This window comes from Corallococcus carmarthensis, assembly GCF_003611695.1.
GTDB lineage: Bacteria > Myxococcota > Myxococcia > Myxococcales > Myxococcaceae > Corallococcus > Corallococcus carmarthensis.
This window is the reverse complement of sequence record NZ_RAWE01000054.1, coordinates 34,520-51,853: the sequence shown is the minus strand read 5'-3', so window position 1 is coordinate 51,853 and position 17,334 is coordinate 34,520. Positions and strand designations below refer to the sequence as shown.

Sequence of the window (17,334 nt, the reverse complement as noted above, 5' to 3'; positions counted from 1 at the left end):
CGCAAGGACGCGGCCCTGGAGGGGTGGGTGCGCCGGATGGGCCGCCTGCCCACCGAGAAGGAGCGCGACCGCTGGGAACGGGAGTGGGAGCGCGGCGCGGAGCGGGAGCGCCAGCGGTGGGAGAAGCAGTGGGAGCGCGAGTCGAAGGACGCCCTGCGCCGCGCGGAGCGGCAGTCCAAGCGAGACGCGTACATCTCCCAGCAGCAGGCGCACCGGGACGCGAAGCGCGCGGAGAAGGCAGCGCGGGAGGAGGCCTCGCGCAACCCGCTGGTGGGCGTGGGGCAGCTCATTGTCGCGCTGGCGTGCGTGGTCACGGTGGTGCGGCTGCCGCACCAGTACTGGTGGCTCGTGTTCGTGGCGCTCGGGTTCTTCAAGGGCGCGGCGAAGCACCTGCGCCCGGCCAACAACCCGCTGCTGACGCGCGTGGAGGAGCCGTCCGCGCCGGTGCTGCCCCAGGCGAAGGTGCCGGAGGCGCCGGTGGATCCGCGCCTGACGCGCGTGGATGCCGTCTGCGAGAAGCTGCTGGCGGAGCTGCGCGCGGGGAAGGGCGTGTTGCAGGAGATGGTGCGCTCGCCGGAGCGCACCGTGCAGGACCTGCGCAAGAGCTGCCACGAGCTCGTCCGCCGGGAGCGCGAGCTGCGCACGGTGGCGCCGCCGGAGGACGTGCAGCGGCTGGCGGACGAGCGCAAGAAGCTGGAGACGCGCTGGGCCGCGGAAGAGGACGTGGTGGTGCGCGACCGGCTGCGCGCGGCGTTGCAGGTGCTGGATGAGCAGGTGCGCCAGCGCGCGGAGCTGACCAAGGCGGCGGACCGGCTGGAGGCCGAGTTCACGCGGCTGGCGTACACGCTGGAGAACCTCTACGCCCAGGTGCTGCGGGTGCGCTCGGCGGACGCCGCGGACGCGGACGTGGCCGGCGCGGGCCTGCGCCACAGCGTGGAGCAGCTGGGCGCGGAGGTGGACGCCGTGACGTCCGCGCTGGAAGAGGTGCACGGCGCGCCCATGGATGGCCGGGTGCGCACGCGCTGAAGGGCGGGGCTATTCGCCCGCGTGCTTCGACGGCGGCGGTGCGCCGGACGCGCCGGTGATGCGGACGGTCTTCGCGTTGACGAACTCGCGGATGCCCAGGTCGGCCAGCTCGCGGCCGTGACCGGAGTGCTTCACGCCGCCGAAGGGCAGGCGCGCGTCGGACGCGACGAGCGCGTTGACGAACACCATGCCGGCCTCGATGCCGTCGATGAGCCGGCGCTGCTCGTTCGCGTCCTGCGTCCACACGCTCGCGCCCAGGCCGAAGGGCGTCGCGTTGGCCAGCTCGATGGCGTGCTCCAGGTCACGGGCGCGCAGCAGCGTGGCCACGGGGCCGAAGAGCTCGTCATGGAAGGCGGGGGCCTTTGGCGGCGGATCCGCCAGGACGGTGGGCGGGTAGAAGTTGCCGGGGCCGCCCTGGGGCTTGCCGCCCAGGAGGAGCCGGGTGCCGGCCTTCACGCTCTCCTGCACCTGGGCGTGCAGACCTTCGAGGATGCCCGGCGTGGCGAGCGGTCCCACGTCCGTCTTGGGGTCCATGGGGTCGCCGACCACCATGGTCTTCATGCGCTCCACGAAGCGGCGTTCGAACTCCTGGGCAATGGGTTCGGCGACGATGAAGCGCTTGGCGGCGATGCAGGACTGGCCGTTGTTGATGAGGCGCGCGGACACGGCGGTGTGCACGGCCTTGTCCAGGTCCGCGCTGGGCATGACGATGAACGGGTCGCTGCCGCCCAGCTCCAGGACGACCTTCTTGATGGCCCGGCCCGCGGCGGCGCCGACAGCGCGGCCGGCGCCCTCGCTGCCGGTGAGGGTGACGGCCTTCACGCGCGGATCCTCGATGACGCGGTTCACCTCCGACGTTTCGATGAACAGGGATTGGAAGGCGCCTTCGGGGAAGCCGGCGGTGCGGAAGATCTCCTCCAGGGCGATGGCGCACTGAGGCACGTTGCTGGCGTGTTTGAGGAGGCCCACGTTGCCGGCCATGAGCGCGGGGGCGGCGAAGCGCACGACCTGCCAGAAGGGGAAGTTCCACGGCATGATGGCGAGGACAGGGCCCAGGGGCTGGTAGCGCACGAAGGCGGTGTCGCCATCCACGTCGATGGGCGAGTCGCGCAGGAGCTTCTCCGCGCGGGTGACGTAGTAGCGGCACGCGGTGGCGCTCTTGATGGACTCCGCCTTGGCGGCCTCCAGGGGTTTGCCCATCTCCTCCGTCATCATGCGGCCGAAGCGGCCGGCCTCGACCTCGAGGATCTCCGCGGCGCGGCGCATCCAGCGGGCGCGGTCGGCGAAGGATGTCTCGCGGTAGGAGCGGAACGTGTCCGCGGCCCGTTGCAGCTTGCGCTCCAGCTCTTCGGAGGAGAGCACCTCGAAGGTGCGCAGCGTCTTGCCCGTGGTGGGGCTGATGGTGGCGATGGCCATGTGCGGGTGCCTCCCGGGTGCGAACGTCCCCGGGTGATAACAGGCCACATCCCCCTGACAATGCCTCAAGGGTTGGAGCGTCCAGGGGCGTACGCCCGGCCTGCGTGACTGAACCATGACCGAACCACCGACTGCCCAAGGCCAACGCCTTCCCCGGCCCGTGGTCCCATGGTGTCCGACTCGCTGGGAGGCTGTGCATGGGAATGGCCGTGGGAGGCAGGGGCGGAGTGAAGGCGGACATCAACGTCACGCCGTTGGTCGACGTGGTGCTGGTGCTGCTGATCATCTTCATGGTCGTGACGCCGATGTCCCAACAGGGCAAGGACGTCACCCTGCCCACCGCCGCGCAGGGCGAACAGCGCGACAAGCCCGAACCGCTCGTCTTCTCCCTCACCGCCGACAAGGCGCTGTACGTCGGCAAGGACGCCTTCCCGGACGCCGCCCGCTTCCAGGCGCGCGTCCAGCAAGAGCTGCGTGACCAGCCCGAACGCAAGCTGCTCCTCAAGGCCGATGAGACGCTGACCTGTGGCGACGTGCTCGGCGTGCTGCAACAGTCGCGGGATGCCGGTGCGCTGAAGGTGTCCCTCGGTGTCTCCATGAAGAAGAACTGAGGAGGACCGCCATGCACCCAAGACGCCCCGTCGTGGTGAAGCCCCAGTCCGGTATTCAATCGGACATCAACGTCACGCCGCTCGTGGACGTGGTCCTCGTCCTGCTGATCATCTTCATGGTCGTGACCCCGCTCATGCGCGGCGAGTTCCAACTTCAGCTCCCCGCCGCCCAGGCCGCCCCGACCGAAGAGGCCCCAACGTCGAAAGAGCTGGCCCCAGGCCTCGTGCGCCTCACCGCGGACGGCGCGCTCCTCCTGGACGGCGAGCCCGTGAGCGAAGCGGACTACGTGCCGCGCCTGCGGGCCTTCCTCGAAGCCCGTCCCCCGGGACAGCGCGGTCTGTTCTTCCAGCCGGATGCCCGTGCCCCGTACACGCGGCTGGTCGCGGCCCTCGACGGAGCGAAGGCCGCCGGTGCCGAAGCGCTGGGCCTGTCCGTGGAACACCCCTGAGCACCTGGAGCCTGTCCGACACTCGCCGCGAATTGCCCGTGGCCAGCCCGCACCCGCTGACCTAAGTCACGGCCATGTTACGAGGGCTGCGGCGGTGGTTGTCGGGTTGGGACGTGATGGTGACGCGGCCCCTGGGGTTGCTGTTGCTCGTGGCCGCGTGCGTCCTGGGCTTCGTCTACCTGTCGGACGAGGTCCATGAAGGGGAAACGCAGGACATCGACGAGCGCATCGTCCGCTCCCTGCGCCGCCCGGAAGACCCCGCGCTCCCGCGAGGCCCCTGGTGGCTCGCGGAGACCGCTCGCGACGTGACGTCCCTGGGCGGCTTCCCCGTGCTGTCGTTCCTCACCGTGGCCGTGTGCGGCTTCCTGCTGGTGGCCCGCCGCTACCGCACCAGCCTCTTCGTCCTGTCCTCCATCGTCGGTGGGTGGATCCTCAACGCGTTGCTCAAGAACCTGTTCCACCGCCCGCGCCCCTCGGTGGTGCCCCACCTCACCGAGACCCTGTCCACCAGCTTCCCCAGCGGCCACGCCATGCTGTCCGCCATCACCTACCTCACGCTGGGCGCGCTCCTGGCCCAGTTCGCGGAACACCGCCGCGTGAAGGTCTATCTCCTCACCGTGGCGCTCATCCTCTCCGTCCTCGTGGGCTGCACCCGCGTGTACCTGGGCGTGCACTACCCGACGGACGTGCTCGGCGGTTGGGTGGCCGGGCTCGCGTGGGCCCTGTTCGTCACCGTCGCCGCGCGCTTCGTGCGCCGCCGCAGCCCCGCCCTCCGTGAGGAGGCCCAACGTCCCGTGGAATGAGCCTTGCGCCCACGGCCCCCTCGCAGGATGAAGGGGGCTCCACTCCTTCCTCCCCACCTCCCTTGCCCCTCACCTCCGTGAACGCCCGCCGTCCCCTGCCGCACGCGAGGCGCGGATGATCCAGGCGTGGCTGTGGAAGCTGGGGCTGGGACGCGGCCGGGTTCACGTCTTCTACGACGAGGCCTACCGCCTGCCCCTCTCCGGCATCGAGTCCTCCGTGGGCATCGAGCCGCGCGGCACCGACTTCACCACCTGGTACCTGCTGGAGTCCGGCGTGGTGCGCGCCGCGGACGTCCGCCACCCCGTGCCCGTGTCCTACGCCCAGCTCGCGCGCGTGCACGACGCCCGCTACCTGGAGTCCCTCTCCGACCCCGAGACCCTCGCGCGCATCTACGCCACCGACCCGTCCGAAGTCCCCGTGGACGCGCTCCTGGACAGCGTGCGGCTCGTGTGCGGAGGCACGCTCGGAGCGGCCCGGTTGGCGCTCGCGCGGCAGGGGCCCGTGGTCAACATGGCCGGCGGCTTCCACCACGCACGCCCGGACAAGGGTGGCGGCTTCTGCACCGTCAACGACATCGCCGTGGCCGTGGCGGACCTGCGCGCCTCCGGCTTCGACGGCTCCGTGGCCGTGCTGGACCTGGACGCGCACCCGCCAGACGGCACCGCCGCCTGCCTCGCCGGCCAGCCGAAGGTGTGGATCGGCTCCGTGTCCGGCAGCGACTGGGGCGTGCTGCCCCCCGGCGTGGATGAGACCCGCGTGCCCGACGGCTGCGACGACATCACCTACGTGCAGAAGGTGAAGGACCTGCTCGCGCGCATGCCCCATTCGGACATCACCTTCGTCATCGCTGGCGGGGACGTGCTGTCCGGGGATCGCTTCGGACGCGTGGGCATCACGCTCCAGGGCGCGCGCGCGCGCGACGTGGCCATCGCCGCCGCGCTGCGGGGCCAGGCCAGCGTGTGGCTGCCCGGCGGTGGCTACCACGCCGAATCCTGGAAGCTGTTCGCGGGCACCGTGCTGGGGCTCGCGGGGCTGGGCCACCAGCGCATCACCGCGCGCTATGATCCGTTGAGCGCGCGCTTCCAGCGCATCGCCCACATGTTGGATCCGGAGAAGTCGAACACCGCCGGGATGACGCCGGACTGGGAGCCCTTCTCGCTGGAGGACCTGGAGGGCCCGCTGCGGCTGGGGCCGGAGGTGCAGCCGCGCGTGCTGGGCCACTACACCGCGCAGGGCATCGAGTACGCCCTCTTCCGCTACGGCATGCTGTCGTACGTGGAGCGCCTGGGCTACAGCCGCCTGCGCGTGCAGGTGAACTCCACCGGCGGCACCGGCGACCGCATCATGGTGCTGGGCCACGCGGGCGGCCGCGAACACCTGCTGTCGGACTCCGTGCTGGAGAAGAAGGTCCTCCAGGGCGAGACCTTCCTCTTCGCCAACTGGCTGTCCCTGCGCCACCCCCGCGCGCGCTTCAGCGACAAGCGCCCGCAGCTGCCCGGCCAGCAGGTGCCCGGCCTGGGCCTTTCGCGCGAGACGACGGAGCTGCTGCTCACCATGGCCCAGCGCCTGGGGCTCGCGGGCGTGGCCTTCCGGCCCATGTGGTTCCACCTGGCCGTCGTCGCGCGCGGCCGCTTCCACTTCTCCACCCCGGAGCGCCAGGGCCGCTTCGAGGCGCTGATGCGCGACCTGTCCGCGCTGTCGCTCGTGGAGGCCACGCGCGCCGTGGCCGAAGGGCGCGTGCGCCTGGACGGCCAGCCGTACGCGTGGGAGCCGGACGACATGCTCTGCCGCCTGACGCCCGTGCCCCTGGACGCGGAGGCCGTGGCCCAGGAGCGCGAACGCTGCCGCTTCACCGTGGAGCCCGCCGAGGCGCCGTCCGTGAAGCCAGAGCCCCTGTGACCCGGAGTGCCGGAGCCCGGTGGACGCCGGGCCCGTGGTAGTCAGGACGCGTGGACCTGGAAGCGCAACGCCGTGAACAGCACAAGCTGCGGCTGTCGTGGATGCCGTGGCTCTACTTCAGCCTCAAGCCTCGCCACCGTGAGTGGGCGGAGGCCTGGCAGCGCGAGGTGCAGGACCGCCTGCGCGCGCTCGAAACCGTCGACATCGCGGAAGGATGTTTCATCGCTCCGGAGGCGCGCATCTTCGCCGAGCCCGGCCGCACCGTGCGCATCGGGCCGGGGTGCAGCATCGGCGCGGACGCCTTCGTGCACGGGCCGGTGGTGCTGGGGCCGCGCGTCAGCCTCAACGCGCGCGTCAGCCTGGACGGCGGCGCGAGCGGCATCCGCATCGGCGAGGGCAGCCGCATCGCCACCGGCGCCACGCTCTACGCCTTCGACCACGGCCTCGCGCCGGACCGCCCCGTGCGCGACCAGCCCGTCACGTCCAAGGGCATCGTGATCGGCCAGGATGTCTGGGTGAGCGCCAACGCGGGCATCACCGACGGTGTCACCGTGGGCGACCACGCGGTGATTGGAATGGGCGCGGTGGTCACCCGCGACGTGCCCCCGTGGGCCATTGTCGGAGGGGTGCCTGCCCGCCTGCTCGGAGACCGCCGTCAACGCCCACGTTCCGGAATCCCCGGGGGCTGGGAGCCTCCAGACTCCGAGGGAAACCCCTGAGTCCCGGGTGGGTCCATTGACTTTGAAACATTCGAGCGACTTATGCTTCAGGCCGCGGTGAGACGGAGAGAGGGCTCGGCCCCGGACGCACCGGGTGGGGGGTCCTCGCGTTCATGGCTCAGTCCGTTTCATTCGTGATGAAGGAGGCCGCGGTGTCGCAGGAGCAACGCGAGACGGGGAGCGCCGCTGCTTCAGGGCAGTCAGCCGTGGCGAGCGACCTCGTGGACACCCGTCGCTTCCAGCGGGCGGGCTCGCTCCTGCGCGAGGTGCTCTTCGAACTGGACGTCGCGGGCCGGCTCATCCTGGCGAGCCCCGCCTGGGAGCGCCTGGTCGGCGCGCCCGTGCACGCGTGGACGGGCCGGGCGTTGGTGGAGCTGTTCCACCCGGAGGACCGCGACCAGGCGCGCGCGCTCCTGCGCACGGCGCTCTCCCGCACGGACGTGCCCACGCGGCTGGAGCTGCGGCTGTCGGGTGGCACGCAGCCGCGCTGGGTGGAGCTGTCCGCGACGGGGGACCCGGAGCACCTGGGCGGCGTGCTGGGCACGCTGGTGGATGTCACCCCGCGCCGTCTGGCGGAGGAAGCCGCCGCCACGCGCGAGCGCTACCTGGGCGCGATGGTGGAGGTGCAGCGGCGGCTGCTCGCGCCAGAGACCTCCGGGGATTTGTACAACTCCATCCTGGAGCCGCTGGGCCGCGTCGCGGGCGCCAGCCGCGCCTACGTCTTCGAGTTCCACCGCGACGCCTCCGGACGGATGCTCCAGTCCCAGCGCGCGGAGTGGTGCGCGCCCGGTGTCTCGCGCGAATTGGACAACCCGGACACGCAGGCGTGGCCCGTGGATCAAGCCTTCGAACTGCACCAGCTGGAGCAGCTCCACCGGGGCGAGGCCGTGCAGGGCTCGCCGGAGGACTTTGGCTCGGACAACGCGCCGGTGCTGCTGGCGCAGGGCATCCGCTCGCTGCTGGTGCTGCCCCTGGTGGTGCACGGGGAGCCGTTCGGCTTCATCGGCTTCGACAACTGCGACGACGCGCGGCCCTGGTCGCACGTGGAGGTGAAGCTGCTCTCCGGCGCGGCCGGCGCGTTGTCACTGGCGCTGGAGCAGCACACCACGGACGCGCTGCGCGTGCGCACGGAGACGGCGCTGCGCCGCACGGAAGCGGGCTTCCACCTGCTCATCGAAGGCTTCCCGGACCCCGTGGTGGTGCACACGACGGACGGCATGCTCCTGTCGGTGAACCCGGCCATGGCCAACTACCTGGGCTATCAGGATCCGGCGGAGCTCTTGGGCCGGCACCTGCTGGGCCTGGTGCGCCGCGAGGACCAGGAGGTGGCGCGCCGCCACCTGGAGGAGGCGCAGGACGGGGCGCTGGCGGCCCGCTCGCATGAAGTGCCGCTGGTGCGCCGCGACGGGCAGGTGGTGAGCGCGGACCTGGTGACGCTGGGCGTGCTCTTCGACGGCGTGCCCGCGCGCGTGACGGTGGCGCGCGACTTCACCGAGCGCAAGCACATGCAGGCGCAGCTCATGTTGGGGGACCGGCTGGCCTCCATGGGCATGCTGGCCGCGGGCATCGCGCACGAACTGAACAACCCGCTGTCCTACGTGCTCTCCAACCTGGAGTTCCTGCACCGCGCGCTGGGCCCCATGCCCCGGCCCCTGGGCGCCGAGGAGCTGCTGGAGTACCAGCAGGTGCTGGACGACGCGCGCGAGGGTTCCGAGCGGATGCGGCAGATCGTCCGCCAGCTCAAGGTCTTCTCCCGCGTGGACGACGCGCACGAGGAGGCGGTGGACCTGCACCGCGTGCTGGACTCCGTCGCGCAGATGGCGGCGAGTGAGATCCGGCCGCGCGCCCGGCTGGTGAAGCAGTACGGCTCCGTGCCGACGGTGCGCGCCAACGAGGGCAAGTTGTTCCAGGTGTTCCTCAACCTGGTCATCAACGCCGCGCACGCGATTCCGGAAGGCTTCACGGACGAGCACGAGATCCGCCTCATCACCCGCGTGGACGACGACGGCCGCATCGTGGTGGACGTGCGCGACACGGGCCGGGGCATCGCGCCGGAGCTCCTGCGCCGCATCTTCGACCCCTTCTTCACCACCAAGGCGCCGGGCCAAGGCACCGGCCTGGGCCTGTCCATCTGCGACACCATCGTGCGCGCGCTGGGCGGCAGCATCGCGGCGGAGTCCACGCCCGGCCACGGCGCCACCTTCCGCGTCAGCCTGCACGCCGCCGTGCGGGCCGCACCCGTAGCCTGAGACACCCACATCCCGCGTCCGTGCGGGGGAGCGGGCCGCCCGTCCGCTGCCGCGAAATGGACTGAACCCGCCGCGCTCCCGTGTTCGAATGTGGAGCGCCGGACGGCCTGCCCTCGCGTGCGCTGCCTTCGCGGAAGCGATGGCGACACGATGGGGTTTCCGGCCGCCGGCCCTTCTGCTCCGGAGGACGTGGAGGACGCCATGCGCACGCTGACCGCTCGCCTTGCCCCGGTGCTCGGGCTGCTGTTGGGCAGCGTGCTGGCGCTGGGCCCGGGCGCCAGGTCCAGGCTGTCCACGGCGGACGCGGCGGAGGCTCCGGCCGAGGCTCTGGCAGGGGCTTCACCGCAGGCTCCGGCGAACGCGTGCGCGGGCTCCGCGAACTTCCTCATCGGCGCGGCGCGCTCGGACATCACCGGCCCCGCGGCGGAGGTGGGGATGATGGGCTACGGGCAGGTGGCGCAGAAGACGGAGGGCATCCACCTGCGGCTGTACTCGCGGGCGTTCGTCATCGCCTCGCCGTGCAACGGCCGCCGCGTGGCCTTCGTCAGCGCGGACCTGGGCATGGTGTTCCAGGCGGTGAAGCAGCAGGTGGTGGAGCGGCTGCGCACGAAGCTGGGCGACACGTTCTCCGACGACAACGTGCTGCTCAGCGCCACGCACACGCACTCCGGGCCGGGCGGCTTCAGCCACTACACGCTCTACAACCTGACCACCTTCGGCTTCGTGCCCCAGAACTTCGAGGCCATCGTCTCCGGCATCACGGACTCCATCGTGCGCGCCAACGCCCGCCTGGCCGAGGGCTCGCTGCGGCTGTCCTCGGGCGACCTGCATGGCGCCAGCGCCAACCGCTCGCCGGACGCCTACCTGCGCAACCCCGAGTCCGAGCGCGCCCGCTATCCCGACAACGTGGACACCCGCATGACGCTGCTGCGGATGACGGGAGCGGACGGGCGTGAGCTGGGGCTCGTCAACTGGTTCGCGGTGCACGCCACGTCCTTCGGCAACACCAACACGTACATCAGCGGGGACAACAAGGGGCTCGCATCGCACGCGTTCGAGACGAAGGAGGGCGGGCTGACGCCTGGAGGCCCGGACACCTTCGTCGCCGCGTTCGCGAACTCGAACGAGGGGGACGTCACGCCCAACATCCTGGGGGGCACGAACGGCGGCGGCGCGAACGACTTCGAGGACGCGGAGCTGGCCGCGAAGAAGCAGTACGACTTCGCCGCGCACCTGTGGGCCACCGCCGCCATGCCCGTGATGGGCGGCGTGGACTACCGGCACGCCTACGTGAAGATGGACGCGGTGGACGTCGCGCCCGCGTTCGCGGATGGCAGCGCGCACCGCACCTGCCCGGCGGCCATCGGCCTGTCGATGATCGCGGGCGCGGAGGACGGTCCCGGCTTCGGCGCGGAAGGCGCCACGTGCGAGTCCGTGCACGACGCGTGGAGCCAGTTCACCTGCGCCGCCGTCACCACGCCCTGCCAGGGAGAGAAGCCCATCGTCCTGGAGATGGGCTCCATGAAGCCCTACCCATGGTCCCCGGAGGTGCTGCCCCTGCAATTGGTGACGGTGGGGCCGCTGGCGCTGGTGGCGGTGCCCTTCGAGGTGACCACCATGGCGGGCCGGCGGCTGCGCGACACGGTGCGCGCGCAGCTCCAAGGCGCGGGCGTGACGGACGTGATCATCGCGGGGCCGGCCAATGACTACTCGGGCTACGTGGCCACGCGCGAGGAGTACGCGCGCCAGGACTATGAAGGCGCGTCCACGCACTTCGGCCCGTGGACGCTGGCGGCGCTGCAACAGTCCTTCGCGGGGCTCGCGAGCGCGCTGCGCGACGGGGCGTCCGTGCCGCCGGGGCCCACGCCGCGCGACCTGCGCAAGGCGGTGGTGGGGCTACAGCCCGGCGTGGTGTTCGACGACAAGCTGCTGTGGGTGGACTTCGGCGCCGTCGCGGAGGAGGCGAAGGCGTCGTACGCGCGGGGCGAAACGGCGAGCGTCACCTTCTGGGGCGGCCATCCGCGCAATGACCTGAAGCTGGGCGGCACCTACCTGCGGGTGCAGCGGCGGCAGTCGGACGGTGTGTGGCGGGACGTGCAGCACGACGGGGAGGGGGGCGCGCTGTACCACTGGCAGCGCGAGTACTGCGTGCCCACGCTCGCGTGCTCGCTGGTGAGAATCGACTGGCCCATCCCGCGCGACACGCCACCGGGCACCTACCGGCTGGTGCACGAAGGGAACTGGAAGTCCGGCTGGGACGGGCGCGTGCACCCGTACTCAGGGAACTCGCGCCCGTTCACCGTGCGGTAGGCGGCCGGTCACTTCGACGTGTCGACCACGTCCATCTGCATCGGGTTCATCCGGCCGCCGTGCACCGTGAGCTGGGAGAAGGCGGTCTCCAACTCGCGAAGCTCCGCGGGCGTCAGCTGGAGGTGGCGGGCCCCCAGGTTCTCCTCGAGGTGCACCGGGTTGCGCGTCCCCGGGATGGGAACGATCCACGGCTTCCGCGACAGCAGCCACGCGAGTGCGAGCTGCGCGGGCGTTGCGCCCTTCTTCGCGGCAACGCTCCGGAGCGCCTCGACGATGGGCGCGTTCGCGGCCAGGTTCTCGGGGGTGAAGCGCGTGAAGCCAGAGCGAAGGTCCGTCTTCGGGTCGAGCCTCGCGCTGGCGTCGAGCTTCCCGCTCAGGAACCCCATCCCCACCGGTCCCCACGGCACGAAGCCGATTCCCAGCGCTTCGCACACCGCGAGGACGCCGTTCTTCTCCGCGTCCCGCTCCATGAACGAGTACTCGGTCTGGACGGCCGTGACCGGTTGAACGGCATGCGCCCGGCGGATGGTCCGCGCACTCGCCTCGGAGAGGCCGAAGTGCAGGACCTTGCCCTGGGCGATCAGCTGCTTCACCGCGCCCGCCACGTCCTCGATGGGCACGTTGGGGTCGACGCGGTGCTGGTAGTAGAGGTCGATGCGGTCCGTCTTGAGGCGCTTCAGCGAACCCTCGACCACCTTCTGGATGTGCTCGGGCCGGCTGTTCAGGCCCGGAGGGCCCTCGAGGTTGAAGCCGAACTTGGTCGCGATGACGACCTGATCGCGGATGGGCGCGAGCGCTTCTCCGACGAGCTCCTCGTTCGTGTACGGACCGTAGACCTCGGCGGTGTCGAAGAACGTGACGCCCTGCTCATGGGCCGTCCGGATGACCTGGATGCCCTGGTTCCGGTCCGCGGGGGGACCGTAGTTGGCGCTGATGCTCATGCACCCGTGCCCCAGCTCCGAGACCACCAGGCTTCCCAGCTTCCGTGTCTTCATCATGCCGCTCCCTCCGCGGAGGTTCCTATGGGTGTCCCTGGGCTGCTCCGATGGCGTGGCGCACGCCCACGTTCCGGCCACCGCGCCTGCTCCGATGAGGGCCGTGCTGGCCAGGAGGTCGCGGCGGCTGAGACCCCGCCGGTCCTTCGTGCCCGCTTCGGGTGTCTGTTCGTTCTTCTTCATGAAGGGCTCCCGGCCGGGCCCTGGAAGTCGCCGTCCGTCGAAACCGACAGGTCCTTGTGCGCCCGCACCTCGGCGAGCCGCGCCTCGAGGTCGGCGGCGATGCCGCTGACCGCGTCGCTCCCCGCGAAGAACTGCTTCGGCGGCGTCTCCATCCCGGCCAGCCGCACGAGCGCCTTGCCGAGCTTCGCGGGGTCACCGGACTGGTTGTGGTGGTAGCCCTGCCACTGCGCCTTGACGGCCGCCGGCGCGTCATAGCCCTCGACAGCGAGGTCGCCGAACACGACGGACTGGGGGGCGAGCAGGTCGGTGCGGAAGAAGCCGGGCTCGACGACCGTCACCTTGATGCCGAAGCGCTCCACCTCCTGGGCGACCGACAGTGAGAGTCCCTCGACAGCGAACTTCGTCGCCGCATAGGCGCCCGCCGTCGCATAGCCGATGACGCCGGCCATCGAGGACACGTTGAAGATGCGCCCGGAGCGCTGCCGCCGCATGACGGGGAGCGCCGCGCGCAGCACGTACAGCACGCCGTAGAAGTTGGTCGCGAACTGCTGCTCGATCTGCGCCGAGGTCAGCGACTCGAGGTTGCCGATGAGGCTGTACCCGGCGTTGTTGACCAGCACGTCGATGCGCCCGAACTTCTCGACCGCGGCTGCGACGGCCTGCTGTGCCTGCTCTTCCTTCGTGACGTCCAGCGGCAGGAACGCGAGCCGGTCACCCGCCTGCTCGCCGATGGCGGACCGCAGCTTCTCCACGTTGCGCGCCGTGGCGACGACGCGCTCCCCTGCCTCCAGTGCGGCCCTGACGACTCCCGCCCCGATGCCACTGCTGGCGCCGGTGACAAACCAGACCTTGCTCATGAGGATCCTCCGGTGGCCCCGGGCGGCGAGCGGCCGCGCACGGGGCGAGTGCTTCAAGCTGATGGGAAAGAAGTACGCCCCGGCTCCGCTCCGGACTAGATGCCGGGAGGCCAATGGGCTCTTAACCATTGGTTAAGAACGCGTGGACACTCCCGCCTGACTTCGCAGAGGACTCGCGCCATGAAGACGGCCCTCCTTCCTCAGTTGCACGTGCTGCTCGCCGTGGCGCGCCTGCGCAGCTTCAGCGGGGCGGCGCGTGAGCTGGGGGTCTCCACGCCCGCCGTCAGCAAGGCGGTGCGGGTGCTCGAGGAGCAGCTCCGCGTGGTGCTGCTCAACCGGACGACGCGCAGCGTGGCGCTGACCGAAGCCGGCCGGCGTCTCGTGGAGGAGGCGGGCCCCGGACTCGGGCAGGCCATGGCGGCCCTCACCCACGTGGCCGCCCAGCCCGGCGAGGCGGTGGGCAGCCTGCGGCTGTCGGCGCCGCCCATGGCGGTGCCCTTCGTCGTGGGCCCGCTGCTGTCCACCTTCCGCGAGCGTCACCCGAGGGTGGAGGTGGAGATCGTCATCGAGCAGCGCTTCGTGGACATCGTGGCGGAGGGTTACGACGCGGGCGTGCGGCTGAGCGAGGCCATCGAGCGGGACATGGTGCAGGTGCGCCTCACCGACGCCTTCCGCTTCGTGGTGGTGGGCGCGCCCCGCTACCTCGAACGCCACGGGACGCCCAAGAAGCCCGAGGACCTCCTGCGCCACGAGTGCATCACCTTCCGCTCACACACGACCGGGGCGCTCTATGCCTGGGAGCTGGAGCGGGGCCGCAGGACCTGGCGCGTGCCGGTGCGCGGAGGCGTCGTCACCAACGACGGCGCGGTGATGAAGTACCTGGCCGAGTCAGGCGCCGGGCTCACGTACGCCTTCGAGCCGGAGGTGCAGGAACAGCTGCGCAGCGGGAGGCTCGTGCGGGTGCTGGAGGCCTACGCGCCCACCGTCCCCGGTTTCTTCCTCTACTACCCCAGCCGTGCGCGGCGCTCCGGGCCGCTGCGCCTCTTCGTCGAGACGGCCCGGGAGCTGGCCGCGAAGGCACGGTGAGCCGTCAGTCGCAGGTGCCGTCCGGGTTGCAGCGCTTCTCGCACTTCTTGCAGGACTCGCCGCCCTTGCCGCACTGGTTCTTGTTGGGTGCGGGGATGCAGCTGTTTCCTTCGCAGCAGCCGTTGCAGGTGGACGGGTCGCATTTGCAGGAGTTGTTGATGCACGCCAGGCCCGGGCCGCAGGCGTTGCCGAGGCCGCAGACGCACCTGCCCCCGGAGCAGAAGTTCGCGTTGAGGCCGCAGGAAGGGCCGGTGCCGCAGCCGCAGGTGCCCCGGTCGGTGCAGGTGTCGGCGCGGACCGTGTCGCAGATTTCGCACGTGTCGCCGCCCACGCCGCAGGTGCGGAAGGTGCGTGACGTGCACACGCCGTCACGGCAGCAGCCGTCCGGGCAGTCCACGCAGAAGGTGCCGGTGTTCGAGGCGGTCAGCCGCACGGTGACCTCCACCTCGTAGCCGTCGCGCACGCTGGCGGTGGCCTCGCCCGTGGCGACCACGGTGGTGTCGTCGCGCAGGCCGTCGACGCGGACGGTGGCCTGGGAGCCGTCGGTGGCGCCGTCCAGGAGGACGCGGAAGGTCTCGCCGCTCTGGAGCGCGCGGCTGGAGTCCTCCGGCAGCAACTTGGTGGGCACGGAGGTGCCGTCCGCCACGGTGGCGGAGACGCGCAGCCGGTTGAGGTTGAGCGAGGGCTCGAACTCGGTGGTGACGAAGAGCGCGGTGCCAGCCGCCGCGGCGGGGTCACGGCAGGCGGCGAGGGACAGCAGGGTCAACAGGCCACTGCACAGGAAGAGCCGGACGCGCGTCCGGCCGGGGGGTGCTCCCACGGAAGTCATGATGGCGCGGGAGGGTAGCGGTTCCCCGCCGCGACGTGGAAGGCACGGTGGGCTCGGGCGCGGGGGCGTTGGGCAGCGGACGCTCACCCGCCGGTATCCCGGGATGTCCGGTGCGTCACCGGCCGTGCTTCTCGCGTGGCGTCCGGGGCGGGAAGGCCGCAGCATGAGGGAGCAGGCGCGAGCGTGGGAGGCGGCAACGGCATGGTGGTCATCGTCATGGGCGTGTCAGGCACCGGGAAGTCCACGGTGGGCCGGACGCTCGCGGACCGGCTGGGGTGGACGTTCGTGGACGCGGACGACCTGCACTCGGTGGAGAACCGCCGGAAGATGGCCGCGGGCACGCCGCTGACGGACGTGGACCGCCAGCCCTGGCTGGAGCTGTTGCGCGCGCGGATGGAGAAGGCGCTGGAGGCGGACGAGGACCTGGTGCTGGCGTTCTCCGGCCTCAAGGAGTTCTACCGCGCGCGCCTCACCGTGGACGCCGAGCGCGAGCGCTGGGTGTACCTGCACGCGCCCGCGTCCGTCATCCGCGAGCGGCTCGAGAAGCGCCTGGGGCACTTCATGCCGGCGTCGCTGCTGGCCAGCCAGCTGGAGACGCTGGAGGTGCCCAGGGACGCGTTCACCGTGGACGTGACGCCGCCGCCGGACGTGGTGGTGAAGCGCATCCTGGACGGGCTTCAGCTGCGGCCCCGGTAGTGCCTTTCAGCGCACGGGCTCGACGGTGGCGCCCAGGCGCTCCAGCAGCTCGCGGTACCAGGTGAAGGCGCGCTCGGTGTGGCCCCTCAGCTCCTGGGTGCCCCACAGCAGCGTGAGGGTGCGGCGCGTGGTGCCGTCCGTCTTGGTGCGCTGGGCGTCCTTCACCGCGTTGGCGCACGGGCCCTGCGCGTCGAAGAGGCACAGCAGGCCCTCCAGGTCGATGGTCTGCCCGGAGGCGTTGAAGACGTAGCGGTCGCCCTGGATGGCGATGGAGACGCGGAACGGCGCCTGGGCGCGGTCCAGGTCCACGACGCTGATGGGCAGGCCGCTGTGCAGCGACACGGCATTGCACGCGTCCACCGCGGCGTTGATGGTGCCCAGGGTGCCGTCGCCGGAGGCGCGCACCAGGTACTCGGACGCGGGCTTGCCCCGGCCGGTGGGCTTGTAGCCGCCATGGCGGAGCAGGTCGCGCACGGCGCCCCGGACGGCGTCGTCGCTCTGCACGGGCGCGGTGGCGCCGGGCTTGAGCAGGGCCTGGAGCCAGCCGGGCGCGGGCAGGTCCCCCAGGGGAGCGGGGAAGGAGGAGGTGAAGGCGATGAGGTCGAGGAGGGGATGGTTGTCGACGGTCAGCACGGCGGCACTCTACGCCACGCGCTGGTAGGGTAGGGGCGGCTACTGCTTCCCCCGTGGTCCCTGCACCTGGAGCCTTCCGCATGCCCACGCTCATCCCGAAGCCCAACCGTGTGACAGCGGTGGGCAACAAGCCGAAGCTCATCGACGAGTACGTCGGCCGGGTGACCTCCAAGACGTCCAACATCAGCGTGGCGCACATGCGCAGCCCGGGCGGGTGGGAGGAGCCGGGCCAGACGCCCGAGTTCCGTGAAATCACCCTGGTGCTCGCGGGCACGCTCCGGGTGGAGCACAAGGGCGGGGTGATGGACGTGCACGCCGGCCAGACGGTGGTGTGCGAACCCGGCGAGTGGGTCCGCTACAGCACCCCCGAGGAGGAGGGCGCGGAGTACGTGGCCATCTGCACCCCGGCGTTCTCCCCGGGCACGGTGCACCGGGACGCCTGAGCCTCACGTTCCAGGTTCCAAGCCGGGCGGAATCCCGGGCGGGGGCCTGCCTGCCCGGCTGCGTGGATGGACCCGGGGCGGTTGGGGGTTCGGAACCATCCCTCCGGCGGGCGGCTCGTGGCATAAGGG

Annotated in this window: 16 protein-coding genes; 11 read left to right on the top strand and 5 right to left on the bottom strand. The window is 71.3% G+C overall.

Annotated elements, in window-relative coordinates; all coding sequences use genetic code 11:
- A partial coding sequence (locus D7X32_RS16995; RefSeq protein WP_120603594.1) for a hypothetical protein occupies positions 1-1,026 on the top strand: 1,026 nt, incomplete at its 5' end.
- A gap of 9 nt (positions 1,027-1,035) precedes the next feature.
- On the opposite strand, the gene D7X32_RS16990 is transcribed toward D7X32_RS16995, so the two are convergent.
- Positions 1,036-2,442 carry an NAD-dependent succinate-semialdehyde dehydrogenase gene (locus tag D7X32_RS16990; RefSeq protein ID WP_120603593.1) on the bottom strand — a complete coding sequence of 469 codons (1,407 nt, stop codon included), beginning with the start codon at positions 2,440-2,442 and terminating at the stop codon, positions 1,036-1,038.
- Between the two features lie 197 nt (positions 2,443-2,639).
- On the opposite strand from D7X32_RS16990, the gene D7X32_RS16985 reads away from it, so the two are divergent.
- From D7X32_RS16985 to D7X32_RS16955, 7 genes are all read left to right on the top strand, one after another.
- Positions 2,640-3,053 carry an ExbD/TolR family protein gene (locus D7X32_RS16985; RefSeq protein WP_120603592.1) on the top strand — a complete coding sequence of 138 codons (414 nt, stop codon included), beginning with the start codon at positions 2,640-2,642 and terminating at the stop codon, positions 3,051-3,053.
- Positions 3,054-3,064: 11 nt separating this feature from the next.
- Positions 3,065-3,502 carry an ExbD/TolR family protein gene (locus D7X32_RS16980; protein WP_120603591.1) on the top strand — a complete coding sequence of 146 codons (438 nt, stop codon included), beginning with the start codon at positions 3,065-3,067 and terminating at the stop codon, positions 3,500-3,502.
- Between the two features lie 74 nt (positions 3,503-3,576).
- Positions 3,577-4,305, top strand: coding sequence for a phosphatase PAP2 family protein (locus D7X32_RS16975; protein ID WP_120603590.1), 729 nt, complete (start codon positions 3,577-3,579; stop codon positions 4,303-4,305).
- Positions 4,306-4,420: 115 nt separating this feature from the next.
- Entirely contained in the window at positions 4,421-6,205 is a 1,785-nt protein-coding gene (locus D7X32_RS16970) for a histone deacetylase family protein (protein ID WP_120603589.1), read from the top strand.
- Between the two features lie 50 nt (positions 6,206-6,255).
- Positions 6,256-6,924, top strand: a complete 669-nt coding sequence (locus D7X32_RS16965) for an acyltransferase (protein ID WP_120603588.1) — start codon at positions 6,256-6,258, stop codon at positions 6,922-6,924.
- Positions 6,925-7,037: 113 nt separating this feature from the next.
- Positions 7,038-9,173 carry an ATP-binding protein gene (locus tag D7X32_RS16960; RefSeq protein WP_244239048.1) on the top strand — a complete coding sequence of 712 codons (2,136 nt, stop codon included), beginning with the start codon at positions 7,038-7,040 and terminating at the stop codon, positions 9,171-9,173.
- Positions 9,174-9,374: 201 nt separating this feature from the next.
- Positions 9,375-11,483, top strand: coding sequence for a neutral/alkaline ceramidase (locus tag D7X32_RS16955; RefSeq protein WP_120603599.1), 2,109 nt, complete (start codon positions 9,375-9,377; stop codon positions 11,481-11,483).
- Between the two features lie 8 nt (positions 11,484-11,491).
- Here D7X32_RS16955 and D7X32_RS16950 read toward each other — a convergent pair whose 3' ends face one another.
- The gene (locus D7X32_RS16950; protein WP_120603598.1) at positions 11,492-12,478 is read right to left on the bottom strand and encodes an aldo/keto reductase; all 987 of its coding nucleotides are present in this window, start codon (positions 12,476-12,478) and stop codon (positions 11,492-11,494) included.
- Positions 12,479-12,657: 179 nt separating this feature from the next.
- Complete coding sequence (locus tag D7X32_RS16945) at positions 12,658-13,518, bottom strand: SDR family NAD(P)-dependent oxidoreductase (protein WP_120603587.1); 861 nt, start codon at positions 13,516-13,518, stop codon at positions 12,658-12,660.
- 180 nt (positions 13,519-13,698) lie between these two features.
- On the opposite strand from D7X32_RS16945, the gene D7X32_RS16940 reads away from it, so the two are divergent.
- On the top strand, positions 13,699-14,604 hold the full coding sequence (locus D7X32_RS16940; protein WP_120603586.1) for a LysR family transcriptional regulator: 906 nt from the start codon (positions 13,699-13,701) through the stop codon (positions 14,602-14,604).
- 4 nt (positions 14,605-14,608) lie between these two features.
- Here D7X32_RS16940 and D7X32_RS16935 read toward each other — a convergent pair whose 3' ends face one another.
- Positions 14,609-15,370 carry a hypothetical protein gene (locus D7X32_RS16935; RefSeq protein ID WP_147450179.1) on the bottom strand — a complete coding sequence of 254 codons (762 nt, stop codon included), beginning with the start codon at positions 15,368-15,370 and terminating at the stop codon, positions 14,609-14,611.
- Positions 15,371-15,634: 264 nt separating this feature from the next.
- Here D7X32_RS16935 and D7X32_RS16930 point away from each other — a divergent pair, with 264 nt between their 5' ends.
- A complete protein-coding gene (locus tag D7X32_RS16930; RefSeq protein WP_120603597.1) occupies positions 15,635-16,129 on the top strand; it encodes a gluconokinase in 495 nt (164 codons plus the stop codon).
- A 6-nt stretch (positions 16,130-16,135) separates the two neighbouring features.
- Here the strand turns inward: D7X32_RS16930 and D7X32_RS16925 are convergent, their stop codons facing one another.
- Positions 16,136-16,762 carry a phenylalanine--tRNA ligase beta subunit-related protein gene (locus tag D7X32_RS16925; RefSeq protein ID WP_120603584.1) on the bottom strand — a complete coding sequence of 209 codons (627 nt, stop codon included), beginning with the start codon at positions 16,760-16,762 and terminating at the stop codon, positions 16,136-16,138.
- A gap of 80 nt (positions 16,763-16,842) precedes the next feature.
- Between D7X32_RS16925 and D7X32_RS16920 the strand changes: the two genes are divergently transcribed.
- Positions 16,843-17,205, top strand: a complete 363-nt coding sequence (locus D7X32_RS16920; protein WP_120523820.1) for a cupin domain-containing protein — start codon at positions 16,843-16,845, stop codon at positions 17,203-17,205.
- Positions 17,206-17,334 lie beyond the last annotated feature (129 nt).

What these genes read in the sequence shown, in the direction of transcription:
- D7X32_RS16980 (WP_120603591.1), top strand. Translation starts at nt 3,065, where the DNA reads ATGCACCCAAGACGCCCCGTCGTGGTGAAGCCCCAGTCCGGTATTCAA.
- D7X32_RS16920 (WP_120523820.1), top strand. Translation starts at nt 16,843, where the DNA reads ATGCCCACGCTCATCCCGAAGCCCAACCGTGTGACAGCGGTGGGCAAC.
- D7X32_RS16945 (WP_120603587.1), bottom strand. Translation starts at nt 13,518, where the DNA reads ATGAGCAAGGTCTGGTTTGTCACCGGCGCCAGCAGTGGCATCGGGGCG.
- D7X32_RS16990 (WP_120603593.1), bottom strand. Translation starts at nt 2,442, where the DNA reads ATGGCCATCGCCACCATCAGCCCCACCACGGGCAAGACGCTGCGCACC.
- D7X32_RS16940 (WP_120603586.1), top strand. Translation starts at nt 13,699, where the DNA reads ATGAAGACGGCCCTCCTTCCTCAGTTGCACGTGCTGCTCGCCGTGGCG.
- D7X32_RS16950 (WP_120603598.1), bottom strand. Translation starts at nt 12,478, where the DNA reads ATGAAGACACGGAAGCTGGGAAGCCTGGTGGTCTCGGAGCTGGGGCAC.
- D7X32_RS16960 (WP_244239048.1), top strand. Translation starts at nt 7,038, where the DNA reads ATGGCTCAGTCCGTTTCATTCGTGATGAAGGAGGCCGCGGTGTCGCAG.
- D7X32_RS16930 (WP_120603597.1), top strand. Translation starts at nt 15,635, where the DNA reads ATGGTGGTCATCGTCATGGGCGTGTCAGGCACCGGGAAGTCCACGGTG.
- D7X32_RS16955 (WP_120603599.1), top strand. Translation starts at nt 9,375, where the DNA reads ATGCGCACGCTGACCGCTCGCCTTGCCCCGGTGCTCGGGCTGCTGTTG.
- D7X32_RS16975 (WP_120603590.1), top strand. Translation starts at nt 3,577, where the DNA reads ATGTTACGAGGGCTGCGGCGGTGGTTGTCGGGTTGGGACGTGATGGTG.
- D7X32_RS16970 (WP_120603589.1), top strand. Translation starts at nt 4,421, where the DNA reads ATGATCCAGGCGTGGCTGTGGAAGCTGGGGCTGGGACGCGGCCGGGTT.
- D7X32_RS16985 (WP_120603592.1), top strand. Translation starts at nt 2,640, where the DNA reads ATGGGAATGGCCGTGGGAGGCAGGGGCGGAGTGAAGGCGGACATCAAC.